Annotated in this window: 18 protein-coding genes; 13 read left to right on the top strand and 5 right to left on the bottom strand. The window is 37.8% G+C overall.

Features of this window, described 5'->3' with window-relative positions; genetic code table 11:
- Window positions 1-26: 26 nt before the first annotated feature.
- The 4 genes from CMT41_RS18310 (at window position 27) to prsR (ending at window position 7732) form a co-directional block, all read left to right on the top strand.
- Entirely contained in the window at window positions 27-1091 is a 1065-nt protein-coding gene (locus CMT41_RS18310; protein WP_058028098.1) for an efflux RND transporter periplasmic adaptor subunit, read from the top strand.
- Window positions 1092-1104: 13 nt separating this feature from the next.
- A complete protein-coding gene (locus CMT41_RS18305) occupies window positions 1105-4179 on the top strand; it encodes an efflux RND transporter permease subunit (RefSeq protein ID WP_058028097.1) in 3075 nt (1024 codons plus the stop codon).
- Window positions 4180-4291: 112 nt separating this feature from the next.
- Window positions 4292-6322 carry an XrtA/PEP-CTERM system histidine kinase PrsK gene (prsK, locus tag CMT41_RS18300; RefSeq protein ID WP_058028096.1) on the top strand — a complete coding sequence of 677 codons (2031 nt, stop codon included), beginning with the start codon at window positions 4292-4294 and terminating at the stop codon, window positions 6320-6322.
- Window positions 6323-6382: 60 nt separating this feature from the next.
- Complete coding sequence (gene prsR / locus CMT41_RS18295) at window positions 6383-7732, top strand: PEP-CTERM-box response regulator transcription factor (RefSeq protein ID WP_058028095.1); 1350 nt, start codon at window positions 6383-6385, stop codon at window positions 7730-7732.
- Between the two features lie 299 nt (window positions 7733-8031).
- Here prsR and CMT41_RS18290 read toward each other — a convergent pair whose 3' ends face one another.
- From CMT41_RS18290 to CMT41_RS18270, 5 genes are read right to left on the bottom strand one after another with little or no spacing between them, the layout of a single operon-like run.
- A complete protein-coding gene (locus CMT41_RS18290) occupies window positions 8032-9072 on the bottom strand; it encodes an XrtA/PEP-CTERM system-associated ATPase (RefSeq protein WP_058028094.1) in 1041 nt (346 codons plus the stop codon).
- A 1-nt stretch (window position 9073) separates the two neighbouring features.
- On the bottom strand, window positions 9074-10687 hold the full coding sequence (locus tag CMT41_RS18285) for a TIGR03016 family PEP-CTERM system-associated outer membrane protein (protein ID WP_058028093.1): 1614 nt from the start codon (window positions 10685-10687) through the stop codon (window positions 9074-9076).
- Entirely contained in the window at window positions 10647-11543 is an 897-nt protein-coding gene (locus CMT41_RS18280) for an XrtA-associated tyrosine autokinase (protein ID WP_058028092.1), read from the bottom strand. Before CMT41_RS18280 ends, CMT41_RS18285 begins: the two co-directional genes overlap by 41 nt.
- A 2-nt stretch (window positions 11544-11545) precedes the next feature.
- The gene (locus CMT41_RS18275; protein ID WP_058028091.1) at window positions 11546-13132 is read right to left on the bottom strand and encodes an XrtA system polysaccharide chain length determinant; all 1587 of its coding nucleotides are present in this window, start codon (window positions 13130-13132) and stop codon (window positions 11546-11548) included.
- Between the two features lie 51 nt (window positions 13133-13183).
- Window positions 13184-13819 (bottom strand): XrtA/PEP-CTERM system exopolysaccharide export protein, encoded by a 636-nt coding sequence (locus CMT41_RS18270; RefSeq protein ID WP_057183479.1) that lies wholly within the window; start codon window positions 13817-13819, stop codon window positions 13184-13186.
- A 198-nt stretch (window positions 13820-14017) separates the two neighbouring features.
- Between CMT41_RS18270 and CMT41_RS18265 the strand changes: the two genes are divergently transcribed.
- The 9 genes from CMT41_RS18265 (at window position 14018) to CMT41_RS18225 (ending at window position 25600) form a co-directional block, all read left to right on the top strand.
- Entirely contained in the window at window positions 14018-15421 is a 1404-nt protein-coding gene (locus tag CMT41_RS18265) for a TIGR03013 family XrtA/PEP-CTERM system glycosyltransferase (RefSeq protein WP_057183476.1), read from the top strand.
- A 5-nt stretch (window positions 15422-15426) separates the two neighbouring features.
- Window positions 15427-16272 carry an XrtA system polysaccharide deacetylase gene (locus CMT41_RS18260; RefSeq protein WP_058028090.1) on the top strand — a complete coding sequence of 282 codons (846 nt, stop codon included), beginning with the start codon at window positions 15427-15429 and terminating at the stop codon, window positions 16270-16272.
- A gap of 64 nt (window positions 16273-16336) precedes the next feature.
- The gene (locus tag CMT41_RS18255; RefSeq protein ID WP_232299987.1) at window positions 16337-17395 is read left to right on the top strand and encodes a FemAB family XrtA/PEP-CTERM system-associated protein; all 1059 of its coding nucleotides are present in this window, start codon (window positions 16337-16339) and stop codon (window positions 17393-17395) included.
- 130 nt (window positions 17396-17525) lie between these two features.
- Complete coding sequence (locus CMT41_RS18250; protein WP_058028089.1) at window positions 17526-18797, top strand: TIGR03087 family PEP-CTERM/XrtA system glycosyltransferase; 1272 nt, start codon at window positions 17526-17528, stop codon at window positions 18795-18797.
- Window positions 18797-20251 (top strand): exosortase A, encoded by a 1455-nt coding sequence (xrtA, locus tag CMT41_RS18245; protein ID WP_058028088.1) that lies wholly within the window; start codon window positions 18797-18799, stop codon window positions 20249-20251. Before CMT41_RS18250 ends, xrtA begins: the two co-directional genes overlap by 1 nt.
- Window positions 20252-21373: a TIGR03088 family PEP-CTERM/XrtA system glycosyltransferase gene (locus tag CMT41_RS18240; protein ID WP_058028087.1), complete on the top strand. Its 1122-nt coding sequence runs from the start codon at window positions 20252-20254 to the stop codon at window positions 21371-21373.
- Window positions 21373-23274, top strand: coding sequence for an XrtA/PEP-CTERM system amidotransferase (locus tag CMT41_RS18235; RefSeq protein WP_058028086.1), 1902 nt, complete (start codon window positions 21373-21375; stop codon window positions 23272-23274). The genes CMT41_RS18240 and CMT41_RS18235 overlap by 1 nt, the downstream gene beginning before the upstream one ends.
- Window positions 23271-24449 carry a glycosyltransferase gene (locus CMT41_RS18230; protein WP_058028085.1) on the top strand — a complete coding sequence of 393 codons (1179 nt, stop codon included), beginning with the start codon at window positions 23271-23273 and terminating at the stop codon, window positions 24447-24449. The genes CMT41_RS18235 and CMT41_RS18230 overlap by 4 nt, the downstream gene beginning before the upstream one ends.
- A complete protein-coding gene (locus CMT41_RS18225; protein ID WP_058028084.1) occupies window positions 24449-25600 on the top strand; it encodes a glycosyltransferase family 4 protein in 1152 nt (383 codons plus the stop codon). The genes CMT41_RS18230 and CMT41_RS18225 overlap by 1 nt, the downstream gene beginning before the upstream one ends.
- The last annotated feature ends 9 nt before the right edge of the window (window positions 25601-25609 follow it).

Raw genomic sequence — 25609 nt, 5'->3', positions numbered from 1 at the left:
ATTAAATATTCGGTTGTATTCTCAAAATGAAACCACGTCTTTACCGGTTACTTTCAGCACAAATAACAGCAATTTTACTGTGCAGTTTTTTTATTGTCAGTATGTCGTTAATTACACCGGTTTATGGACAAACGCTTGCAACGAAAACTCTTAAGGCTGAGCTGATTGTTAAACAGATTAACCGTACAGGTAAGCTAGCTTTTAAGCGGACTTTAACGTTGTCATTTAAAAGCAGTGGTTACCTTAGCCAGCTTAACATTGATGAGGGCGAAAGTTTTACTAAAGGGCAATTGCTTGCCCAACTTGACTCAACTGAGCTAATAGCGGAAAAAAATGCCAGTTATGCGCATTTATTACAAGCAAAGCGAGATGTTAAGCGTATTAAAACCCTGCTCAGTAAAAATTTAAGCTCACAACAAGCTCTTGATGATGGTAAAACCTTATTGTTAACGACGCGTGCCAGTTATAAAGTGGCTTTATATAATCTTAGTAAAGCGCAATTACGCGCGCCTTTTGATGGTGTGCTAGTAAAGCTATTTACCGAGTTGGGTGAGTTGCAGAGCCCCAATCAAGGTGCATTGCAATTAGCTGCCATAGAAAACAACTTAGTGGTGCGTGTCGCGTTAACGGCAGCAGAAGTAAAATTAGTTAAATTACAGCAAAAAATTTCGGTAAATTTAACTGGATTTTCTGCTATATCTGGCACTGTCAGTAAAATTCCAGCTATTGCCGATCAACAAAGTCACTTATTTACCATTGAGATATTTTTAAAAAATATAAAATCAAATCAAGTGGTTGTTGGCCAGTTGGCTCGGATAACAACCGACATTACTACTGATAGCTTGGCTTATCGCTTGCCTATTGAGGCGCTTAATAGTGTTGATAGCCAAGGTCGAGCCTTAATTATGGTGCTCGTCAGCCATTCGACTGAAGCTGAACATTACCAGCAACAGGCGTTTGTGATTAAGCAGCTCTCAAATACATATATCTATTTATCAGCTAAAAAAAGCGCCCTACCCTTAACCGTAGTCACGCTAGGCTGGCAGCAACTGGTTTTGGCTAAAGAGCCGCCGTTAGATGCAGCTAAATAAAGGCTAATAGCAGATGAAACTCCCTCGATTAGCCATAGATAATGCCCAATTCACCCTAACTGTTTTTTTGTTATTAGTTTTGGTTGGTGTGCTGTCCTATTTTAATATGCCTCGCTCAGAAGATCCACAGTTTGACTTACCGGTAACCTTAATTGAGGTGGTTTATCCTGGCGCCTCGCCCAGTGATATTGAAACGTTAGTGGTTGATCCCCTTGAACAAGAAATTGCCGATATTGAAAATATTAAAAAAATTGAAGCAAAAATACACAATGGTGCGGTTAGAATTACCATTGATTTTCTTTATGGCACAGATGCGGAAGCCGCATTTAATAAAGTAAAACAGGCAGTAGCAACCGTAAGACCTAGTTTACCTGCCGGTATTGCCGAGTTGCTAGTCTTAAAAGCAACGCCGAGCAGTGTCGCCATAATGCAGTTGGCTTTGTGGTCAGAGCCGACAGACTACAAAATCATGGAATTACAGGCCAAGTTACTAGAAAAACGACTCGAAACCATAGCCAGTGTGCGCAAGGCAAGTATATGGGGATATCCGCGGCAAATTGTCGCCATAGATATTGATTTGGCGTTATTGAAACACTATGGCTTAGCACTGACGGATATTAATCAAATCCTTCAGGGGCGAGCAATGAATATCACTCCAGGTTTTGTTGATGCGGGTACCCGGCGCTTTAATGTCAAAGCCAGTGGTAACTTTAGCCAACTAGTTGATATTGAAGATACTATTATTAGTAGCAGCAATATAGCCAAGGCTAATGGCATCTTAAAGGTTAAAGATATTGCTCAGGTTAGTTTTGCTAGTGCAGAGCCGAGCTATTTAGCGTATTTTGATGATATACCGGCGATATTTATTACGGTAGAACAACGAGAAAAAACCAATATATTTGTTTTAACGGAGCAAATAAACCAAGAGCTTGAGCTGTTTAAGCAGAACTTACCTAGTGGCCTAAAATTGGAAAAAATATTTCAACAAGCCGATAGTGTTAACGTGCGTGTGAATGGTTTTTTTGATAACTTGACGCAAGGGCTGGTGATTGTAGGTTTGATGGCCTTGCTGTTTTTAGGTTTTCGCGAAGCTTTAGTGGTGATAATTGCTATCCCCATTTCATTTTTGATGGCCATTGGTTGGTTGGATTTTAGTGGTTATGGTTTACAGCAAATGTCTATCGTCGGTTTAATTATAGCTTTAGGTTTGTTGGTTGATAACGCTATTGTGGTAACCGAGAGTATTCATAGAGAAAAGAAACTTGGTAAAGACATAAAACAAGCGGCAGCAGATGGCACCAGTAAAGTCGCTTGGGCCATAGCCAGTGGCACAATTACTACCATGTTGGCTTTTTTACCTATGCTGATGATCCAAAGTAATACTGGGGATTTTATTCGCTCAATGCCAGTAACTGTGGTGTTAGTACTACTTGCCTCGTTATTAGTGGCATTAACCTTAACGCCTCTGTTAGCCAGTAAGTTACTCGTTGTTATTACACCAGACAATAAACCGAAAACGTTGAAAATACAGACGTTACAACATTATGCTAATCAATTTGCCGAAAAAAATTATACCGATATTTTAAAGGTACTTATGCGGCATAAAATAGCCGTTATCTTGGTTAGCTTGGTGGCACTCGTTGCTATGTTATCTTTGTTTGGGCAAGTAGGTGTGAGCTTATTTCCTAAAGCGGAAAAGCCGATGTTATTGATTAATGTCACCACACCGGCTAACTCATCGCTAGCCTATACCGACAAAATTCTTCAGCAAGTACGCCAGCATGTTAAGCAATATACTTTAGTTGATAAAGTCGCACTGAATATAGGTAATGCCAATCCACGTATTTATTATAATGAAGTGCCTAAACGGGGCATGATTCGCTTTGGTCAAGCATTGTTAGTATTAAAGGCCTATCAAGCGGATGAAGTAACCGCTTTGGTAAAAAACCTACGTGATGATTTTAATCACTGGCCACAGGCTGACATAAGCGTTAAAGAGTTTACTCAAGGACCCGTGACCGATCAGGTTATTGCCATTCGGTTGTTAAGTGAATCCTTAACTGATTTAGAGCAAGTTGCTAATGATTTAGCGGCGAAAATGCGACAATTATCAGGTGTGGTAAATATTGATAATCCTATCGGTATGGCAAATACTGAGTTAGTGCTTACTATTGATTATCAGCAAGCTTCTCTTAGTGGTGTTAGTATTGAACGATTAGATAAAACCATTAGTACCATATTATCTGGCACTAACATTGGTCAGTTTAATGATACTAACGGTGAAGACTATCCTATTATGGTGCGTCGAAGTAACCCTAGCCTTGATAGTTTATCGGCAATCGAGGTGAGCAATAACCAAGGTGTGGCTATTCCGCTGGCACAACTAGCGACCATGGAGTTAAAAAAAGGCGGCAGTGATTTTTTTCATTATCAAAAATTACGTATGGCCAAAGTATCTGCCGATGTTGAAACCGGTTATTCAGTGGGTGACATTACTAAAGAATTAGTGGCTTATCTTGAGCAGTATGACTTGCCTAAGGGGATGTATTTTACCTTAGGTGGTGAAGAAGAATCACGACAAAAAACGTTTGCCGGTTTAACTCAAATAATGTTAATTACAGCGATGGGGATATTTGCGGTATTAGTATTACAGTTTAAATCTATTTTACAGCCGATGATAATTTTCAGTTCAATACCGTTTGCTATGGCTGGCTCTATTATAGGTTTATATTTAACCGGTTTATCTTTTTCTATGATGGCTTTTGTCGGCCTGATCAGTTTATTTGGTATTGTGGTAAATAATGCCATTATTTTGATTGATAGCACCAATGCTAATTTACGAGCTGGGTTAGAGCTGCACTCGGCAATATTAAAGGCCAGTGCCGTTCGTTTTACCCCTATATTACTAACCACGTTAACCACCATAGGCGGTTTAATTCCATTAACCTTATTTGGTGGTGGTTTATGGCAACCACTTGGCGTGGTGTTAATTTCTGGATTATGTATATCTGCTATTTCTAGTTTCTTGTTGGTGCCTATTTTAACTGAGTTATTTACCCCTAAGGCAAGTGTAAAAACCCCCAGTTAAACCATTATATTCTTTAATAAAGCCAAGACAAAATAATGAATTAATATATAATGGTGTCAATTCTTTTCAATATGTAACCACGTCTAGTTGTACGTTTTCAGGATAACTATAAATGGAAGTTATTGGTAGCTCAGGTTATTTTTTAGCCGCTTGTGCTTACGCAGTTTTTATTTTATTACTGTTAGCGGCACGAAATAAAACCCTTGCCGGTGCTTTAGTCTTGTTAGCGGCCATTTTAGTTTTTGCCTCTAGCCTTAGCGCTGCCTTACAAACTAAGCAAGGTTTTTCCTTGCTCATTGTTCTCGCCATCGAGACTTTAAAGTTAGCTGCCTGGTCGCTGCTAATTATTTGCACCCAAGCCAATATTACCTCGGTAAAAGCCTTTGTTAGCCACCCAAAAATTAAGCAATATCTACAAATTTGGGCTGGTTTATCAGTACTGTGCTGGGGCGCAGTACTCTTTATTCCGGGTAGCGTGAAGCTGTTATTCTCTTTGTTTTTATTGCTTAATTTGTGGCTATTGGTGTTACTTGAGCAGTTATATAGAAATGCTGATATCAAAGTAAAATGGGCGGTATGGTCATTGATCATCGCCCTAGGTATGGCAACCGTATTTGATTTTGTGCTTTTTGCTCAGGCGGCCATGGTTAACCAATTAGATTTTTCTTACTGGTATGCCCGTGGTTTTATTACGGCTATAGGTATGCCATTAATATTGATCAGCACTAGGCGGATAAAAGACTGGTCAGTTGATGTTTTTGTCTCTCGTGAAATGGTTTTTTATAGCTCGATGTTATTAATTTCAGGTGTCTACTTATTGTTATTAGCCATAGCCGGCTATGCGATTAATTTTTTTGGTGGTACTTGGGGGGATGTAATTAGTATCGCTTTTATTCTTTTAGGCGGTAGTGTTTTAGCGGCACTATTAATGACCGAAAGATTACGTCGAGAAGTTAAGGTCTTTATCACCAAACACTTTTTTGCCAATAAATATGATTATCGCATTGAGTGGCTTAAATCGATAGAGCAGCTCGAAATTGGCGCAAGTGATGATTACTATCATACCGCGACTCATATTATTTGTTCATCTTTAAATATCCAGCAAGGGGCATTAGTTAAAAAAGTCTCTAGTGGCAATTATCAGTGCCTTTACCAACAAAATTATCGTCTTGAAGCCGATGACTTACGTTGTTTAACCACAGTTGATGAATTTTGCCAACAACATGGTTGGATTATTGATGTCCGAGAACTGGCTATTGTTGAGAACAGTTACCCTAATTTATCGTTAGATGCGCAAGCCTGTCGACAAAAACACATAGATATTATTATTCCTATTTTTATGAAAAAATCTGTGTATGGCTTTTTCTTATTGGCTATGCCGCCAGAGCAAGGCTTATTAAACTGGGAGGACCGGGACTTACTTTTTTCTATCTCTAGGCAACTCAGTAACTATTTGTCCCTTAATGAAGCGAATGAGAGTCTAGCTGAGTCTAAGCAGTTTGACGCTTTTAATCGCATGTCTGCTTTTTTAGTTCATGACTTAAAAAATATTCAAGCGCAATTGGCGCTTATTAGTAGTAACGCGAAACGCCATAGAGATAATCCGGATTTTATTGATGATGTCTTTGAAACTGTGGCTTCGGCAACGGGGCGACTTGATAAAGTACTGACACAGTTGCGCAATAAACAACTGGTTGAGTCAAGCAAAAAAAATACCGATGTGCAGGCGTTAATCATGGCGGTAGTTAAACAGCGTAACGTAGACATGCCGCATATCAGTGTACAGTTAGCACTTGCTAGTAGGATTTGTATTGATGAAGAGACATTTTCTGCCGTGCTAAATCATCTTCTACAAAATGCACAAGAAGCGACAAACGATAATGGCTGGGTTAAGATAATTGCTGAGATGATAAACGATGAGTTGCATATCGAAATTATTGATAACGGCTGCGGAATGTCAGCAGATTTCATCGCTAATCGCCTATTTAAACCCTTTGATACTACAAAAGGTAATGCGGGTATGGGTATTGGTGTTTATGAAGCTAAACAATTCATTGAGAGCGTAGATGGCACCATGCAGGTAACCAGCCAGGTAAATGAAGGCAGTCATTTTAAAATAGTTATACCCGGTAAAAGTATTTAAAAGTAAAGCGCTTTAAAAAGTAAAAATATTAAAAAATAATATAAAGGAAATAGCATTGCGATGGAAAAGTTACTGATTGTTGATGATGATCTCGGTATACAAAAACAATTGAAATGGAGCTTAGCTGATTACGACGTGGTCTTAGCGGATACCCGAGAGAGTGCTATTGCCGCAGTGAGACGCCATGAGCCTAATGTAGTCACTTTAGATTTAGGTTTACCGCCAGATGCCACTAATGCTAGCGAAGGCTTAGCCACGTTAAAACAAATACTGGAGCTTGCCCCTCATACCAAGGTTATTGTTATAACCGGTAATGATGATCGAAGTAATGCCTTAAAAGCCATAGAAATGGGCGCTTATGATTTTTACCAAAAGCCCGTTGATGCCGATGTTATTAATGTCATTGTTTCTCGCGCTTTTAGTTTGGCAAAGATAGAAACAGATAACCGCAATATGAAGTCTGTGGTGGGTTGTGACACAGGTATTATTGGTAGTAGTGAAAGTATTGATAGACTACGCCTTATGGTGCAACGTATTGCTCCTACTCTAATCACCACGTTATTACTCGGTGAAAGTGGTACCGGTAAAGAAGTCACTGCCAAAGCCATTCATAAAGTGAGTGATCGTAGTGATAAACCTTTTATTGCCATTAATTGTGCTTCTATCCCGGAAAATTTATTAGAGAGTGAATTATTTGGTTTTGAAAAAGGTGCTTTTACCGGGGCTCACAAAACCACGTTGGGAAAAATAGAATGTGCTCAAGGCGGCACACTATTTTTAGATGAGATAGGTGATATGCCTTATCACTTACAAGCCAAATTATTACGCTTCTTACAAGAAAAAGTAATTGAGCGCTTAGGTGGCCGTAAAGAGATAGCGGTTGATGTTCGTATTATTTGTGCCACCAACCAAGATCTAGAAAGTATGGTCGCGCAGAAAACATTCCGAGAAGATCTTTTTTACCGTATTACTGAAATAACCATTAATATTCCACCATTACGTGATCGAGATGAAGATGTACTTATTTTAGCTAACTTCTTTTTACAGCAATATGCTGGCGAGTATAAGCGCAATGTCAAATCGTTTGCCGATGATGCGTTATATGGTTTAAGACACCATAAGTGGCCGGGTAATATTCGTGAATTACAAAATAAAGTTAAATCGTCGGTAATTATGTGTACCGGTAGTCAAATTAGTGCTTTTGATTTAGGCTTTTTTGATAAGGAAAATGCCGAGTATGAGTTGTCGTTAAATTTACGTGCGGTGCGTGAACAAGCCGAAACTATTGCGATTCAAAAAGCCTATGCCTTGACGGAAGGAAATATGTCAAAAACGTCGGAATTATTGGGTATCACCAGACCGACGCTTTATTCTTTAATAGAAAAGTATAAAATTGCCATTAATATTTAACAGCTTCATATTTGAGGATAAGTAATATACCCGTTACCATTCAAGAGGCATGTTTCAGAGTGGTTGAGCAATTTCAATTCAAGGCGCTGTGATGAAATAATGGTTGTTCCATTATGAGTTACAGCAACGATGAAGTGATGTTGCTCAAACGCTTCTTCGATGGGTTTAAAATGACTTTATACCGCGTTAAATAATTAAACCATAGAATGACTATGCTTCAATTATTTCCCTTGCCTAAAGCCATTTTAATTCCCACTGAAATCGAGCACTTTGAATGGTAACGGGTATAATACGGATAATTATTTATCCTCAGTGCTATTACTTTGTAGTTCAGCTAACTCACGACTTTTTTGCTTTAAAATTTTATCAATATAGCGGGTCATTTTAACTTTTTGTTGAATCGAACCTTCTAATATTTCTTCCACTTCTCGTAAAATATTCTTTATATTCTCAACATTTTCAGTTGAGTTGGGCAAAAGTGGCTGAGATTTACGGTTATTTTCTAGGCTTGTGCTATTGAGGGATCCCGTTAGCTCTTCAGACATTTCCTGAGCAACTTCATTAATGACTTTACAATTTATGTTACTGAGTTCTTCGAGGAAACCAAACAATAATAGCCGATCAACAAAGATATTTATTTTTCTCGGTACCCCAAGCGTTTTTTCAAAAATTAGTTGAAAAGCATCATCGCTAAACAAGTCCTCTTTAGTGTAATTCGCCTGGGCTAGCCTGTGATTAATATAACCTTTAACTTCTTGTTCATTAAGGGGTTTTAAATGAGCGGAAGCAATAATACGTTGCCTAAATTGTTCCATATCGGGTGCAGAAATAATGGTTTTTAACTCTTCTTGACCTAATAAGAAACTTTGAATAAGAGGCTTATTATCGAGCTGAAAGTTAGAGAGCATTCGTAATTCTTCTACGGTTTCTGCCGGTAGATTTTGTGCTTCATCAACAATCAGCAAAGCACGTTTACCCTGTTTATTTAAGCCGATTAAAAACTGTTCAATGGCTTGTAATTTATCCGCCTTACTGTTGCCGGTGACGGTAATTTTAAACTCAGCTGCTACAAGCTCAAGTAATTCATCAGGAGATAAATTAGTGGTAACTAATTGAGCTGCGACAATATTTTCATCGGCAATGTTGGCTAATAAATTACGGGCAATTGTTGTTTTTCCTGTGCCAACAGGACCAGTAATAACAATAAATCCTTCACCTTGATCTAGGCCGTATTGTAAATAAGATAAAGCACGTTGATGATGGCTTGAGGCAAAGAAAAATCGAGGATCAGGGCTTAACTGAAAAGGTCGTTCACTAAAGCCATAGTAACTTTCATACATATTAGAAATCTTTTGTTAAATTAATGGAAGCTCGGGCTTCAGTGTAAGTGTAACGCTCAACATTTGATTGTCTATCAAGATATTGTAGCGTAATAAAGGCCTTGAGTGATGACGCTAAGCTTTTATTATAACTGGCTGAGAATGTTTTATAAGTATCTTCTTGTCGAGGACCATCAGGTCTATATTTGTCAAAAATATTGTTACTGTAATCAATATAAACAATCACCTCACTTTTACTAGTCATACGACGAGTAACGCTAAAACGTGCCTCAAGATACTCATCTATTATACCGCTACTTAAACTTTCGCGTTCGCGGTTAGATAGATCTAGGGTAAAGGTAGTACGTGCTAGCGCTAACTGAGATTGCCATGCTAGTCGCTTATTCAATGAAAACTCATTATCCTCAACTAGTTCAAGCGAACTAACAGGGACACTTTGAAAGTCACTAGTATCATCAGGTACCTGCCCAAAAGGTAAACAATCACTAACATTAAAGCTATTGTTGGGACACCAAACATCACCATTTACTTCTTGGTAATTATTTCGGTCAAATACTTCAATAGTTTCATGATAAGAAAGGCTATTAATTAGCCGCCTAGTTCTATGGGAAAAATCTAGCTCATAAGAGTCACCAAAAAAACGGTTTGAATAGCTAGCGCTAAGTGATGTTCTTGCTGAGGGTTGCCAATCAATAGAGGTAGAAATATAGTGATCATGGCTATCATTAATAACGTTATTATATGATAAATCGATGATAAAGTGCTTAGCCACCTGATAGCGCAAACCTGGCCCCCAAGAAGGAATGGCCTCCGGATTACTGCCGGCTAAGGTACCGGTCACTCTCTCATGGTATAAACGAAAAAACGGGTTAATCTTATAAGGGGTAATAACACCAAGTTTGGCTTCAAATTGATAATTTTCACTGGTGAAACCACCGTCGATACCACTGAAACCACCACTTGCCCGGTTAGCAAATGAACCGTCGATTTGCCAAAAAATAGTGCGGGCAGCATTACCACTCTTACTATTAATTAGTACCGTGTAACCATGACTTTCACCGATACCATCTTCAGTATCTACTGCGTTAGAAATGAATGAGGAAAATAGTGAATAATCACTGTTGGCACTGTCATATTGTAAGCCGGCTGATAGGTCTCGTTGTTGAACCGTATCGGCAGTAATTAGGTCGGCTAAACTATTGCCGCTATCATTTTTACTGACATTGGTTATTGAAGAGCTAGCAATGGCGGTTAGATTATCTTGCCACAGTGAATATGAGGCATTAGCCACTAGCGTTTGGTAATCATCATTAAGTCCACTATCATGGCTGTAGGCTGCTAGTGTTTCGGTACCGGCAAATGAGAACTGTAATTTTCTGGAGCTAAAATTAATACCAGCGCCAATAATGAACTGGCTCACTAGACTCGATTTTTTATCTAATTGACTCAGCTCAATATTATTAGTATAGGTTTCTGTTAGCCCTAAACTCGGCTCAAAACGCCACTCACCCGCTAATGAGTTGGCAGATATAAATAAGCCAACTATTGCCAAGCAAGGTACTTTTGACAGAAAATTATTGGGTTTTTCTGCCATAGCCATATCCATAATAGCCATAGATATCCTTTTTTGATCGAATGGTTTTATTCATGACTAAGCCTAAAGCAATATCACTATTTAACTGACTTACTGCTGCTTTAACGTCCTCTATTTTAGTTTTTGACTCCTCTACCACTATGATCGCTTGGCCGACAAGATCGGATAATACTGGCGTTTCGGTAACACCGAGTATTGGTGGGCAGTCAAAAATAACGATACGGTCTGGGTAACGTTCGGCTAGCTCTTTCGCTAAATTTTCCATCCGTTCACTGGCCAATAACTCATTGGTTAAATGGTGTGGTTTACCGGCAGGAATTAGTTTTAAGTTTTCAATATTCGTACTATAAATAATATCGGAAATCGATGTCACTTCAGCTAATAAATATTCAAGTAAGCCCTTTTTGCTATCAAACTCTAATTCTCTATGCAAACTAGGCCTAAGTACATCGGCATCAATTAGCAGTACTGTTTTATCCTGCTCTAAGGCGATACTTAATGCTAGGTTTATGGCGACATAGGTTTTGCCTTCATTAGGGTGAGAGCTGGTCACCATAATCAAGTTACTATTATGTAGGGTTTTTGATGCTAAGCCAAAAGCATTATTTAATAGTTTGCGTTTTATATGGCGAAATTCTTCTTGGATATGATGAGTGCTATCTGGGCTATAAATAAAGCCACGCTCATTTAATCTATCACCATTTAATATAATCTTATCTTTATTACTTGTGCTGTTGTGCTCTGGTGCTCCAGCTACTGAGCTATTAGTTGCCTCTGCAGTAGTTGTCGCAGTAATAACTTCATGCTCAGAGCTCTGAGCTGTTTTTTCTTGCTGGGCTAATTTTTGTTTAGCCAGGGCTTTTTCAATGGTACTCATGGCTAAAAGATCCTTTTCAATGGCGTTGGGACTAGCTCAGGAAATACAAAATAACTAATAAATAGCACTAATAAACCGAGTAACATCAGATTTGAGCCAATAAAAATCATGGTTTTCTTTCTATGCCATTTATGCAAACCTAAGTTTTCATTGGCTGAGACTACACCAAATATAGGCACTCCCGTGGCTTTTGATAATTGCATAGTAGAGGTGGCTACTGGGTTTAATTGGCTCATTAAAAAAGATAAACCAATGCCAACACCAAAACCTAAGAAAGTGACTACAGCAAATAAAATATAGCGTTTTGGTCCTGAAGGCTTGGTTGCGATACGCGGTGGATCTAAGGTACGAAATTGAATTTTATCGGTGGTTTCATCCGCTTGTTGTGCTAGTTGTGCGGTTTCCTTACGTGATAATAATTGTTCGTACTTTTCTTTGGTAATGGCGTAACCACGGTTTAGGGCGACCAACTCGGCCTCTATTTCAGGCAAGATATGTACTCTATTTTCAAGTTCAATAATACGCTGGCGGTAATTGTCAGCTCTGACATTGAGCGAGGCAATTAAGTTTTCCAGTTGATTAACTTGAATTTGCACTTCTTGAATAACAGGATTAGTACTTAATCGTTTTAAGCTACCGCTATTTTCACTATTTTGTGCGAGATACTTGTCAATTTCAGTACTGCGTAACTTATTTAAATGGGTAATATTTCGGCTTATTTCGATAACATCTGGATGTCTGTCGGTATAACGTAGTTTTAAGGTATCAAGTTGTACTTCGAGTTCAGTAATTCTGTCATCGTAAGTGGTTTGAATGGCGCTATCATTTTTAATTTTATTATCACTATGGGTACCGGTAATTATCGATTGGACAAGTTGTTGTTTAGCAGAGGCTAAACGGGTTTTGTTTTCCAATATATTTAAATCAATGCCTCTTAATTCATCTCTGATGTTATTAAGCTTGATATAATAGCCACCCGACTGCTCAGGTAAAATACCACTATATTTTTGTTTAAAACTAGTGAGCCTAGCTTCAGAGTTACCTAAACGATTTTCATATTCTTTAATTTGAGTACTTAAAAATCTTTGTGCACTATCTGAATCGTTGCGTGTTTTCCCCAAGGTATTTTCAATAAAAACGGTTAAAGCAGAGCGAACAATATTTCTGGCCATTTCTGGATCTTTATCTTCAATACTTAGGGTGTAAATATTCTCTCGACCAACCCCTGATATTTTAATGTTATCTTTAAGCCACTTAATAATTTCTTCATACTCTTCACTATTACTGGCTTGTATATCTAGGTCAGTCATACGTGAGATACGCTCTAAATTCGGCCGACTTAAGAGTGTTTTAACCATAAGGTGAATTTGAGTGTTTGGATTAGTTTCAACGGTTAATCCTTTTAGTAATGGCCGTAATAACGATTGCGTATCAACATACACTCTAGCTTCTGATTTATAAATATTGGGTAACGAGGCAACAAAATACCAACCCAGCGGACAAATAAGCCAAGTTGCTATGATGATATAACGACGTTTTAACCAAATTCCCTTTAGATAATCAATTATCTCTTCAAATATTTCTTGCATTACTACCCTTTAATTGTGCGCTAATTTCAGATGTTATTAGTGATGACAGTCTTAAAACCATGCCTCAGGTATAATGATAATATCCCCGGGTAACATATCTACATTGGCACTAATTTCGCCATCTTTAAGCAATTTATCTATCAGGACTTGATATTGTTTTTGCTGACCATTTTCAATACGTATTAACACCGCATCATTGCCATCAGCAAACTCAGTTAAGCCACCGACTTGAATCATAACATCCAGTAAAGTCATATGCTGAGTGTAATTAATGGCTCGTGGTTGAGCGGCTTCACCAATAACACGAATTTGCTCACTAAAAGGCCCAACAAAATTTTCTACGGTAACAGTAACAATAGGGTCACGCAGGTAAGTGGCTAAGATTTCTTCAATTGAACGGGCTAATTCGGTTGGGGTTTTACCTGCAACCTTGATATCCTCTACCAAGGAAGTGGTGATCATACCGTCGGGTCGCACGACAAAAGAGCCTGATACCTCAGGGTTTCGCCAAACAAAAATATTGAGTACATCACCAGAGCCGATTAAATATTTATATGAATTTATATTAATAGTATTTGATGAGTGTAAGGTTGCACTTGGTAGGGTACTGTTTGAGCTACAGCCTGAAAGAAGTGTTGCTACTACCAGCAATACCACTTTAAACTTGCTGACAAAGTGATTATCCATAATTTACACCTTTTTAAAATACATTGGATTTAAAAAAACAATGATCAATTGTAGGGCATTTTACCTTCTTTTAACAATGTAAATTAACAAAGGTAAATTAAATGTTAACTTTAGTGCGTTTTTTGTTAGAATTGACGCTGTTTTATCGGAAGGTACTTGCAGTTTAGCAATTATCAATTAAAGGGAATCTAGTCGGTTATGTCTAGTGCGAAGTTTCGTGACTTATCAGCAGGAAGTAAGTCTTTAATTATTATAGAGCAAATATTATTTGCCGGTGCTTTGTTATTAGCGGTGCACTTGAATGAGTTATTTAAAGTCATTGAATCTCAGTTGATTCCCGATGGTTTCTTGTTACTCTCTGCTGTCATCTTTGCTTTGCTTAATCAATTAAGCGCTTTAGCCTTAGGTTTATATAACTCAAAACTGAGGGAAAGCTTTCGAGGCATTTTCCGTCGCATGTTAATGTGTGTTTCAGTGGCCTTTTTTGCTGCCACCATTATTAACCCTTTTTATGGGCCTTATCACCTACCGATTGAATTATTGGCTATCGCCTCATTGATCAGTGTTTTTCTTATTAGCTGTTTCCGTTATTTTACCTTTAAGGTTGATTTTTTTGGCTTTGGTAAACGTAAAATTTTAGTGTTGGGTTCAGGTGAACGAGCGTCAATCATTGAAAAACGTATGCGCCGTGATGTTGATAGGCAAGACTTTTCTGTCCATGGTTTTGTCGTCATGGTGGGAGACACACCAGGCGGAATTCAATACGAAACACGTATCAATTTAGAAGAGTCATTGGTTGACTACTCTTTAGCCCATGAAATTGACGAAATTGTTGTTGCCAATGATGAACGTCGTAATAACTTACCGGTAGATGAACTATTTGCTTGTAAAATCCGTGGTGTTGAAATAACCGACATATTAGATTTTATCGAACGTGAAACCGGCCAAATAGCCGTAAATCTTATTTACCCAAGCTGGGTCATTTATTCCAACGGTTTTGCCTCTAATAATCACTTGCGCAATACCTTAGATTGGATTTTTAATGCGGTAATGGCAGTGTTTTTATTGTTAATTACTTGGCCTATTATGCTTATTGCTGTGATATGTATGAAGATCAACGAAGGATTTAGTGCACCGATATTTTATAAGCAAGAGCGGGTTGGTCTAGACGGCGAACCCTTTAATATTATCAAGTTTCGCAGTATGCGCTTAGATGCTGAAAAAAATGGCGCACAAATGGCCAGTGAAAATGATAGCCGCATTACCAAGGTGGGCCAATATTTACGTAAATACCGTATTGATGAACTGCCACAGATATGGAATATACTTCATGGTGATATGGGCTTTGTTGGACCAAGACCTGAACGTCCACAATTCGTGCAAGGGTTAATTAAAAATCTGCCTTATTATAACGAACGTCATAATGTTAAGCCGGGCTTAACGGGATGGGCGCAATTGAAATATCCTTATGGCGCAACAGAAGCGGATTCACTGGAAAAGTTAAAGTATGATCTTTATTACATTAAACATCGTAGTTTCTTATTGGATTTGTTGATATTAATTAGAACCGTTGAAATTGTTTTGTTTGGTAAAGGTCGTTAATTAGCATGCAAAAAAGTAAAATACCAGATAAACAAGCGTTAACGGTAGATGTAGAAGATTACTTTCATGTCTCAGCATTTGAAAAAGCTATTGCTAAGTCTGATTGGCAAAACTTGGAGATGCGAGTTGAGCGCAATACCTATCGCTTATTAGAGCTATTTGAGCAAAAACAAGCCAAGTGTACTTTTTTTACTTTAGGTTGGGTGGCTGAGCGTTGTCCTAATTTAATTAAAGCCATTGTTGAGCAAGGGCACGAGTTAGCTAGTCACGGCTTTGATCACCAACGGGCGACGAGAATGACCCCCGATGAATTTCGCGCTGATGTCAGTAAAAGTAAACAGGTGCTTGAAGATATTTCAGGACAAGCTGTTATTGGTTATCGCGCACCAAGTTTCTCCTTTAATGATAGTAATACCTGGGTTTATGAAATATTGGTTGAGTTGGGTTTTGACTATAGCTCGAGTACCTATCCGATTGAGCATGATTTATATGGTGTACCTAATTGGCCGCGCTTCAAATACCAACGACCGGAAGGGATTATAGAAATTCCGGTGCCGACGGTACGTAAAAATAATCGTAATACTGGTATAGGTGGCGGCGGTTATTTCCGTCTTTATCCTTATTTCTTATCAAAAAGGCGTATTGATAGTTACTTAAGTACCGAGCAGCAACCTTATAGCTTTTACTTTCACCCTTGGGAAATAGACCCAGATCAGCCCCGTGTGGCAGGTGCCTCAATTAAATCAAAACTTCGTCATTACTTAAACTTATCCACTATGGAAGCCAAGGTAGTACGCTTGTTAGAGGATTACCAATGGGGCACCATGAAAAGTGTTTATTTAGATAAATAGCTAAACGGAGATAATGCTTTTTTGGTCAATTAATCATAAAGCTAAACATAAAGAGAATGGACACTTGAATACTATTTTAATTACTAATAATGCCATTAAACAGCTAACACCAGCTGACTTTGAACAGTGGGATCACTATGTTAAAAAGCACTCACAAGGTAGCTTTTTTCATTTAAGTGGTTGGCAGCAGGTTATCTCAAAAAGTTTTAATCACGATTGTTACTTTTTGTATATCGAGCATGACGGTAAAATTGCTGGTGTTTTACCTTTAGTAGAAGTTAACAGTAAATTATTTGGTCATGCGCTGATTTCTACGCCTTTTTGTGTTTATGGTGGCGCCATTGCTGATACCCCTGAATTGGTTCGACAATTAGAACAAGAAGCTTGTCAGTTAGCCGAAAAACTCTCTGTTGATTATTTAGAACTGAGATACCAAGAAAAACAAGATTCAGCCTTGTTACTTAAACAAGCGCATAGTAGTTTTGGCTGTGAATTAGCCGAAGACAAGGAACAAATTCTAGCCAGTATAAAGAAAAAACAACGGGCGGTGATCCGCCACTCGTTAAAAAATGAACTCAGCTTTTCGCTTGAGTCAGGTAAGGCCAATTTAACGGATTTCTACCAGCTACTGTCAACCAGTTATCGCAACCTAGGCACACCTATTTTTAGTAAAGCTTATTTTGAAAACTTGGTAGAGGTGTTTGGCGATAACGTTGATATCGCGGTTATTAAAAATAAAGAAGAACAGCTATCTAGTGCAGTAATGAATTTTTATTTTAATGAACAAGTATTGCCTTATTATGGTGGTGGTAATGCTAGTGCCCGCGGCCTTAAAAGTGCTGATTTCATGTATTACCAAGTGATGTGTAAAGCCAGCGAAAGAGGTTACCGTTGGTATGACTTTGGCCGCAGTAAAAATGACAGTGGTCCGTACAAATATAAGAAAAACTGGGGCATGCAGCCCAAGTCGCTGTATTACTATTACCACTTAGTGAATGCGACTGAATTACCAAATCTCAGCCCAAACAATCCAAAATACAAGATGTTTATTCAGCTCTGGCAAAAACTACCGTTAAAAGTTAGCCAAATCATTGGTCCCTTTTTATCTAAGTTTTTGGGTTAATGGAGATGTTTTATTTAACCTTATTTGTAGGTTCGGCCTTAATCGCGCTCGGTTTATCGTTATCGACTCCGTCATTCCCGAAGTCACTTAGTCGGGAGTCTATATCTCTTTGGCTTGAGGTTGTTTACTAATGTCTGATCAAATTAACTTTTCAAACAGCAATAAAAGTAACAACAAAGAACCATTATTGTATCTCTGTCACCGTATTCCTTTTCCGCCCAATAAAGGCGATAAGATCCGTTCATTTAATATTTTGAAAAAGTTAAGTGAACACTATGATATCCATCTTGGCTGTTTTATTGATGATGCCTTTGATAAACAATATGTGGGTACTTTAGCGAAATACTGTGCGTCGGTTTTTTATTTAGATCAGCATAAAACCATAGCGAAAATTAAAGGTTTAACGGGATTCTTAACCAACAAAGCAATTACCTTACCCTATTATTTTGATAAACGTATGCAGCAATGGAGCAATCGAACCCTTGCTGAGCATAAAATTCGTAAGGTGTTTGTTTACTCATCTTCTATGGCGCAGTACGTGCAAAGCAAAAGCGGCGGTCTGGGCGATGAATATAACTCATTAGAGCGAGTTATCGATTTTGTTGATGTCGACTCCGATAAGTGGCGTCAATATGCCGAGAAAAAGTCAGGTATTGCTAAATGGTTTTTTAATCGTGAATATAAATTATTGGCACGAGAAGAAAATGCTATTTGTGCACAATTTACCCATAGCTTGTTTGTCTCTGCCGATGAAGCAAAACTCTTTCGTGATAATCAGCCACAAGCCCAACAAACCAAGGTACACGGCGTTCTTAACGGTGTCGATGTTAAGTTTTTTGATCCTGGCGCTGATTTTTCAAAAGAAAGCTTGGTGCCAGATGTACCCTTTATTAGTTTTACCGGCGCCATGGATTATTGGGCTAATATCGATGCGGTGTTATGGTTTGTTGAACAGGTTTGGCCATTAATTTTAGCCAAGCAACCCGATGCTGTTTTTTGTATTGTTGGTGGTAATCCAAGTCGAGAAGTGAGTGCCTTAGCTAACAACAAAGGTATTGTCGTTACTGGCCGAGTACATGATGTCAGACCTTTTATCGAGCAAGCTCAATGTGTGGTTGCGCCATTGCAAATTGCCCGTGGCATTCAAAATAAAGTATTAGAAGCCATGTCGCTTAATAAAGCCATAGTGGTAACAACGATGGCGATGGTAGGTATCAATGCCGAGCAATCAACGGGGGTAATAATCACCGATGATAGTAATACTTACGCACAAGCCTGTTTAGCCTTACTAAGTGAGCCGCCAAAGGCATTAACCAATAGAGAATGGATTTTAGCGCACTTTACCTGGCAGCAGACTTTGCAACCATTAATGAATTATTTTTCAACTAAGGAAAGTCATTGATGAAGATTACTGATAATCGTTTTTTGGTGATTTTTACCTTACTCATTCTTGCTTGGGCTCTGGTTTATCAAGATGCTTTAATGGGGATGGAAGTAATATGGTCAAGATCGGATACTTTTGCCCATGGCTACTTTATTCTACCGATTAGCTTATGGCTTTTATGGCAAGATAAAGAAAACTTGCTAAAAAGTACTGTGCAGGCAAGTTGGCTGCCTTTACCTTTGCTGGCAGTCTCCTTGTTTGTCGGTCTATTTGCTTATGCGGCAGATATTAATGTCTTGAGTCAATTATCTGCGGTTACTTCGCTAATCTTTTTAGTGTGGGCCTTGGTAGGTAATCAGCTTGCATGGCGCTACAAATTTCCACTGGCTTATCTTCTTTTTGCTGTGCCTATGGGGGAAAACCTTATCCCCTGGCTGCAAGATGTAACGGCCTGGTTTACCGTGTTCTTTTTAAAGTTAAATGGCATACCGGTTTACGTTGATGGCTTATATATTCAAATACCCACAGGTATGTTTGAGGTCGCCGTTGCTTGCTCGGGTATTCGCTACTTAATAGCCTCCGCGGCGGTTGGCGCTTTATATGGTTACTTAACCTATCAAAAAATCTATAAACAAATCATCTTTTTTGCTTTTGCTTTGACCTTACCTATTTTAGCCAATGGCTTACGAGCATACGGCATAGTGGCTATTGCCTACTATTCTGATATGGAATACGCCACCGGCGTCGACCATTTGATTTATGGTTGGCTATTTTTTGGTTTAGTCATCATGTTTATGTTTTGGATTGGTGGTTTTTTTGCTGATCATGAAAAGAGTGACTCCAAAAATTCAATAGTGATAATTCAAGATGAATCATCTAATTTTACTTGGCGTAAAGTAAGTACACCTATTATTGCTTTAGCTATGATTATTGGTACCGCATTTGTTTTTAATAGTATTAACGTAATACCTAGGCCTGATATTCCAACAAATGCATTAGTTGAGAAAATGAATTTTAACAAAATAAATGCATCAAACTGGGGGATAACATTCAAGGATGGTTTGCAAAGAAGCCATCTAATCAATAATCAGGGTGTTGAAGTTTTTAAAGCGGTGTACGGTAATAAGCAGACTCAGGGTGAAATGATTAGCTTTGAAAATAATTTACACAATCATAAAGCATGGACAGTTATAGAAACTAAGCAGAAATTAATAAATAACAGCAAAGTTGAAATTGTTCATTTAAGAAATATAAACGGACTTTCACGCAGTTATATTTATCAGTATAAAGCAGGTGATTATATTGAAATATCAACGGCTAAAATTAAAATAGCGCAAGCATTTAATAGCTTATTTCAATTGATTGATACTAGTGAAATTATCGTTGTTTCAGTTTCGGACAATAGTGATTTACTACAAGTTGAAGCTGATTTACTTGATGCATTCACTAAACTTAAAGTATTGGAGAAATAGGTGAATAATTCGAAGCCTGTAATTGCCCATCTAATTTATCGGTTTGATATTGGAGGTCTAGAGCGTGTTATGGTTAATTGCATTAATGCTATGCAGAATGAAGGTTATCAACATATCGTTATTGCGCTTACTGAAGTATCAGACTTTGCTAAACACCTTAACGATTCTGTTAAAGTGTACCAGTTAGATAAAAAATCTGGAAAAGATTTAAAAAGTCACTGGCGGTTATTAAAATTATTAAGAAAAATAAAGCCTGACCTTTTACATACCTATAATTTAGCGACAATTGAATATCACCCTATTTCACGATTAGCCGGAGTCAAAGCCCATATTCATGCCGAACATGGTAGAGATAATAGTGATCCACAAGGGTTAAATAAAAAGCATAATTTATTACGTCAATTAATATCCCCTTTTGTTGATTATTTTGTACCAGTATCAACTGATCTTCACCAATGGTTAGATGTAACCGTTGGGGTATCAAACAAAAAAAATGTATTGATCCGTAATGGAATTAATATTGATGAATTCCATCACCTTCGTAATCATCAAGAAGATAATGAGCATCAAGTTCGTTTTATTCATGTAGCTCGACTCGACCCTGTAAAAAATCAAGTGGGATTACTGAAAGCTTTCGCGATACTCGTTCAACGAAAAAAACTAACCGTGAACGATATTTATCTTACTGTCGTTGGTGATGGAAATGAGATGCAGGCGCTAATAGTCTTAGCTGAAGGTTTAGGTATTTCATCTTTAATTGAATTTACTGGAGCAAGAAGCAACATTGCGGAGTTACTGTCAAATTCGGATGTATTTGTATTGTCATCAATTGCTGAAGGCATTCCTATGACCGTATTAGAGGCTATGGCGTCTAGTCTTCCTGTGATCTCCACCAATGTTGGTGGTTTAGCTGAACTTGTTACTGATGATGAGACAGGATATTTAGTCGAAAAACAAAATGCTGAAGCGTTAAGTTCAGCGATGGAAAAATATATCAATAATAGCAAGTTGATTAAACTGCATGGTAGAAGTGCAAGAAGTTACATTTTTAAGCACTTCTCTGAACAAAAAATGGTAAGCGAATATTTACGCCTTTACCAAGAATTATTAGGAAAAAGTTAATGTGCGGTATAAGTGGAATATTTAGTTTTGATAGTGACTTTGTTATTGATAGCGAGTTGCTTAAATCAATGAATAACGCACAAGCCCACCGTGGGCCTAATGGTCAGGGTTATCATATTAAACCGGGTATTGGCTTAGGCCATAGAAGACTTTCTGTTATCGATTTAGCTGGCGGCCATCAGCCATTATATAATGCAGATAAAAGTGTTGTAGTTGTTTTTAATGGTGAAATTTTTAATCATCATGATCTTGCTAAAGAGTTAACAGCGTTAGGTTATAATTTTCAAACACACAGCGATACAGAAACCATTGTACATGCATGGCAAGAGTGGGGCGTAGACTGTGTTCATCATTTTAGAGGCATGTTTGCCTTTATTTTATGGGATAGTATTAAAAAAGAGCTTTTTGTAGCCCGTGATCGCTTAGGGGTAAAACCCCTGCATTATAGTTTGCTTAGTAACGGCTCGGTTATTTTTGGCTCTGAGCTAAAAGTATTACGTCAACATCCGTTATGTCCTAACACTATTAATCCAGAATCGATTGAGGATTACCTAACCTTTGGTTATATCCCCGATCCTAAGACTATTTTTTCAGATGTTTTTAAATTAGAAGCTGGCTATTACCTTCATTTAAAACAAAATGAAAACTCTAAGGAATTGATACCAATACAATACTGGGACCTACCTTGGCAAGCTAATGAAACTCTATCATCACAAGAGATAGAAGAAGAACTTATTGAACGCTTAAAAGAAGCTGTAGAGATTAGAATGGAAGCCGAAGTACCATTAGGTGCCTTTTTATCTGGTGGTGTTGATTCAGGTGCTATAGTCGCAATGATGTCTCAATTGCAAAGTACACCGGTTAATACCTGTTCTATAGGGTTTGATGTTCCAGAATTTAACGAAACTGATTTTGCAAAACTTGTTGCCGATAGATACCAAACCAACCATAACGTTGAAATGGTAAACCATGAAGATTTTGACTTAATTGACAAACTTATAGATATTTATGACGAACCCTATGCTGATAGTTCCGCATTACCCACATATCGTGTATGTGAACTTGCGCGTAAGCATGTCACTGTAGCTTTATCTGGCGATGGTGGAGATGAATTATTTGCTGGTTATAGACGTTACCGTTTACATATGGCCGAGCAAGCGTTACGCGATAAAATCCCCTTATCAATTAGAAAACCTATTTTTAGTGTCTTAGGAAAATTATATCCAAAACTTGACTGGGCGCCGCAATTTTTACGAGCAAAAACAACTTTTCAATCACTTGCGCTTTCAAGCAGTGAAGCATACTTAAATAGTATGAGTAAGCTAAGAGTTGATGAAAGAGAAAATTTATATAGTAAAAGGTTTTTGGATAAATTAAACGGCTATAACTCAGGCGAAGTGTTTAAAAGGTTACTTAAAGGCAAGTCATTTGATGACCCGTTAAAAGAAGTACAATATCTGGATTATAAAACTTGGATTACCGGTGATATTAATACTAAGGTGGATCGAGCGAGTATGGCACATGGGTTAGAAGTAAGAGTACCATTTTTAGATCACCAATTTATTGAGTGGGCATTTAAGGTCCCTTCAAGTGCTAACTTGTATAAAGGAGAAGGAAAAGCGGCACTGAAAAAACAGCTTGAATCTCATGTACCGCACGATAACCTTTACCGTAAAAAAATGGGCTTTAGTGTTCCTTTGGCTGAATGGCTAAGAGGGCCGTTGAAAGACAAACTTCGCTCTTTAATAACATCTGAGGCATTTATGGCTACAGGTATTTTTCAATCAGAAAAAATTAACATCATGCTAGAAGATCATTTAGCGAATAAAAAAAACCATGCAGACTCTCTTTGGACACTAATGATGTTAGGGTTGTTTATCGAACGAGAGTCCGCTAAATGAATATATTAACGATTTCTACTTTATATCCTAATAATAAAGATCCTAAACACGGAGTGTTCGTCGAAACAAGAGTTCGTCATCTAATTGCTGATTATCCTGAAATTAATACCACGGTTATTGCGCCAGTACCTTGGTTTCCCTTTTCTGATAAACGTTTTGGCGAATATGCAAAATTTTCAGGTGTTGTTTCTCAAGAAGTAAGACATGGTGTTGAGATTCATCATCCTAAATATCTTGTTTTACCAAAAATTGGTATGTATTTAACACCTTTTTTTATGAGTTTAGCGATAAAAAGAAAACTTAAACAATTAATAAAGCAAGGGCAACAATTTGATGTAATTGATGGGCATTATTTTTATCCTGATGGTGTTGCCATTGCCCAAGTAGCCAAGGAATTTAGCATTCCTTTTACTTGCACTGCACGCGGCACAGATATTAATTTGATACCTCAACAAGCCAAAGCAAGGGGAATGATCCAACAAGTTTTTAAATGTGCGGCTCATTTAATGACAGTATGTCAGGCGTTAAAAGATGAGATGTTAATGTTGGGAGCCAAAGAAGAAGAAATCACCGTACTTCGAAACGGGGTCGACCTTAACTTATTCGCTGCTTCCACAGAAGTTGAACAAGGTATTCTTAAAAAAGAATTAGGTATTGATACTCAATTAGTTATATCTGTTGGCTGGCTCATTGAGCGTAAAGGACACTACTTGGTTATAGAGGCATTAAAAAAGTTAACTAATGTAACGTTAGCCATTGCCGGCGATGGGCCAGATAGTAAAAAATTAGAAAAGTTAGTGAAAAAATTGGGTTTAGAGAAACAAGTTAAATTTTTAGGTTCTTTATCTCAACAAGAATTAAATAAATGGTTTAAAGCCGCAGACGTTACTGTGTTGGCATCTAGCAGAGAAGGCTGGGCGAATGTATTACTTGAGTCTATGGCTTCAGGTACACCTGTTGTAGCGACACGGGTTTGGGGTACACCAGAGGTTGTTGCCTCTGAGGTTGCTGGTATATTGGTAGAGCGTGATAGTCACTCGATACAAGAGGGGTTAAATCAGCTGTTAAATAATTTACCTGACAGAAAGCTGACCCGAGAGTACGCAGAGAAATTTGATTGGCACTCTACGTCTACAGGACAATACAATATTTTTAAACGGATTATAGAACAGTAATGAAAATTTTATATCACCATCGAATTGCTTCAAAAGACGGTCAATTTGTTCATATTGAAGAAATCACCAAACAATTAATTAAGCAAGGCCATGAAATTATCATGGTAGCCCCTAATGTTGCCCAAGAAAGTGATTTTGGTAGTGATGGCGGTTGGGTTTCAAAACTCCGCAGTAAATTACCTGCTTTTATAGCTGAGTTACTAGAGTGTATTTATTGTTTCTATGATTTTTTTAAACTTGTTAAGGCAATTGTTAAACATAAGCCTGATTGTATTTATGAACGCTGTAATTTATACCTGCCATCGGGGATATGGGCTAAAAAATTATTTAAGTTACCCTTTATTCTTGAAGTTAATTCTCCACTATATATTGAACGTTCAGAATATAGTGGTATTAAAATAGACTGGCTTGCTAAATGGAGTGAATATTATGTGTGGCGACAAGCTGATTTATGTTTGCCTGTTACTAAAGTATTAGCTGGTTACCTTCTTGAAGCGGGCGTAGCGAAAGAAAAAATATCTGTCACCCATAATGGTGTCGATACAGATGTTTTTAAGGTGCAGAATAAAGATAACCGAGCAGAGAAGTATAAAAACAAGCTGGTTATTGGTTTTGTTGGTTTTTGTCGTGAGTGGCATAAATTAGATCAAGTGATGGAGTTACTTTCGAAGCTTAAAAGAACGGATCTTTTTTTCCTATTAATAGGTGATGGTCCTGTCATTAATGAGTTAAAAGAAAAAGCTAAGCAACTTGATTTTGACAGCCAGTTTGAAGCGACAGGCTTAGTCTCAAGGAAAGATATGCCTTATTGGTTAGATCAAATGGATATAGCTTTACAACCTGCAGTGACCCCTTGGGCTTCACCTTTGAAAATGATTGAATATTTTGGTAAGGGCTTGGCAATAGTTGCACCGGATACTGAAAATATTAAGGAGCTTATTAAGGATAAGCACAATGGTTTACTCTTTGATGCCACAGATATCAGCTCAATGACCGAACAAGTGGAGTTATTAATTAATGACGTACCACTGAAAGAGAGTATTTGTGAAAACTCAGCAAAAACAATCGCCGATTTAGGTTTGATTTGGGCTGCGAATGCTGAAAAAATAGTTAATAACTTTGAAGTATTAATCAGGTCAAATGAAAAATGATCTTGTTTA

The organism is Colwellia sp. MT41 (assembly GCF_001444365.1).
GTDB lineage: Bacteria > Pseudomonadota > Gammaproteobacteria > Enterobacterales > Alteromonadaceae > Colwellia > Colwellia marinimaniae.
The sequence above is the reverse complement of the archived record's forward strand: the minus strand, read 5'-3'. Positions and strand labels throughout refer to the sequence as shown.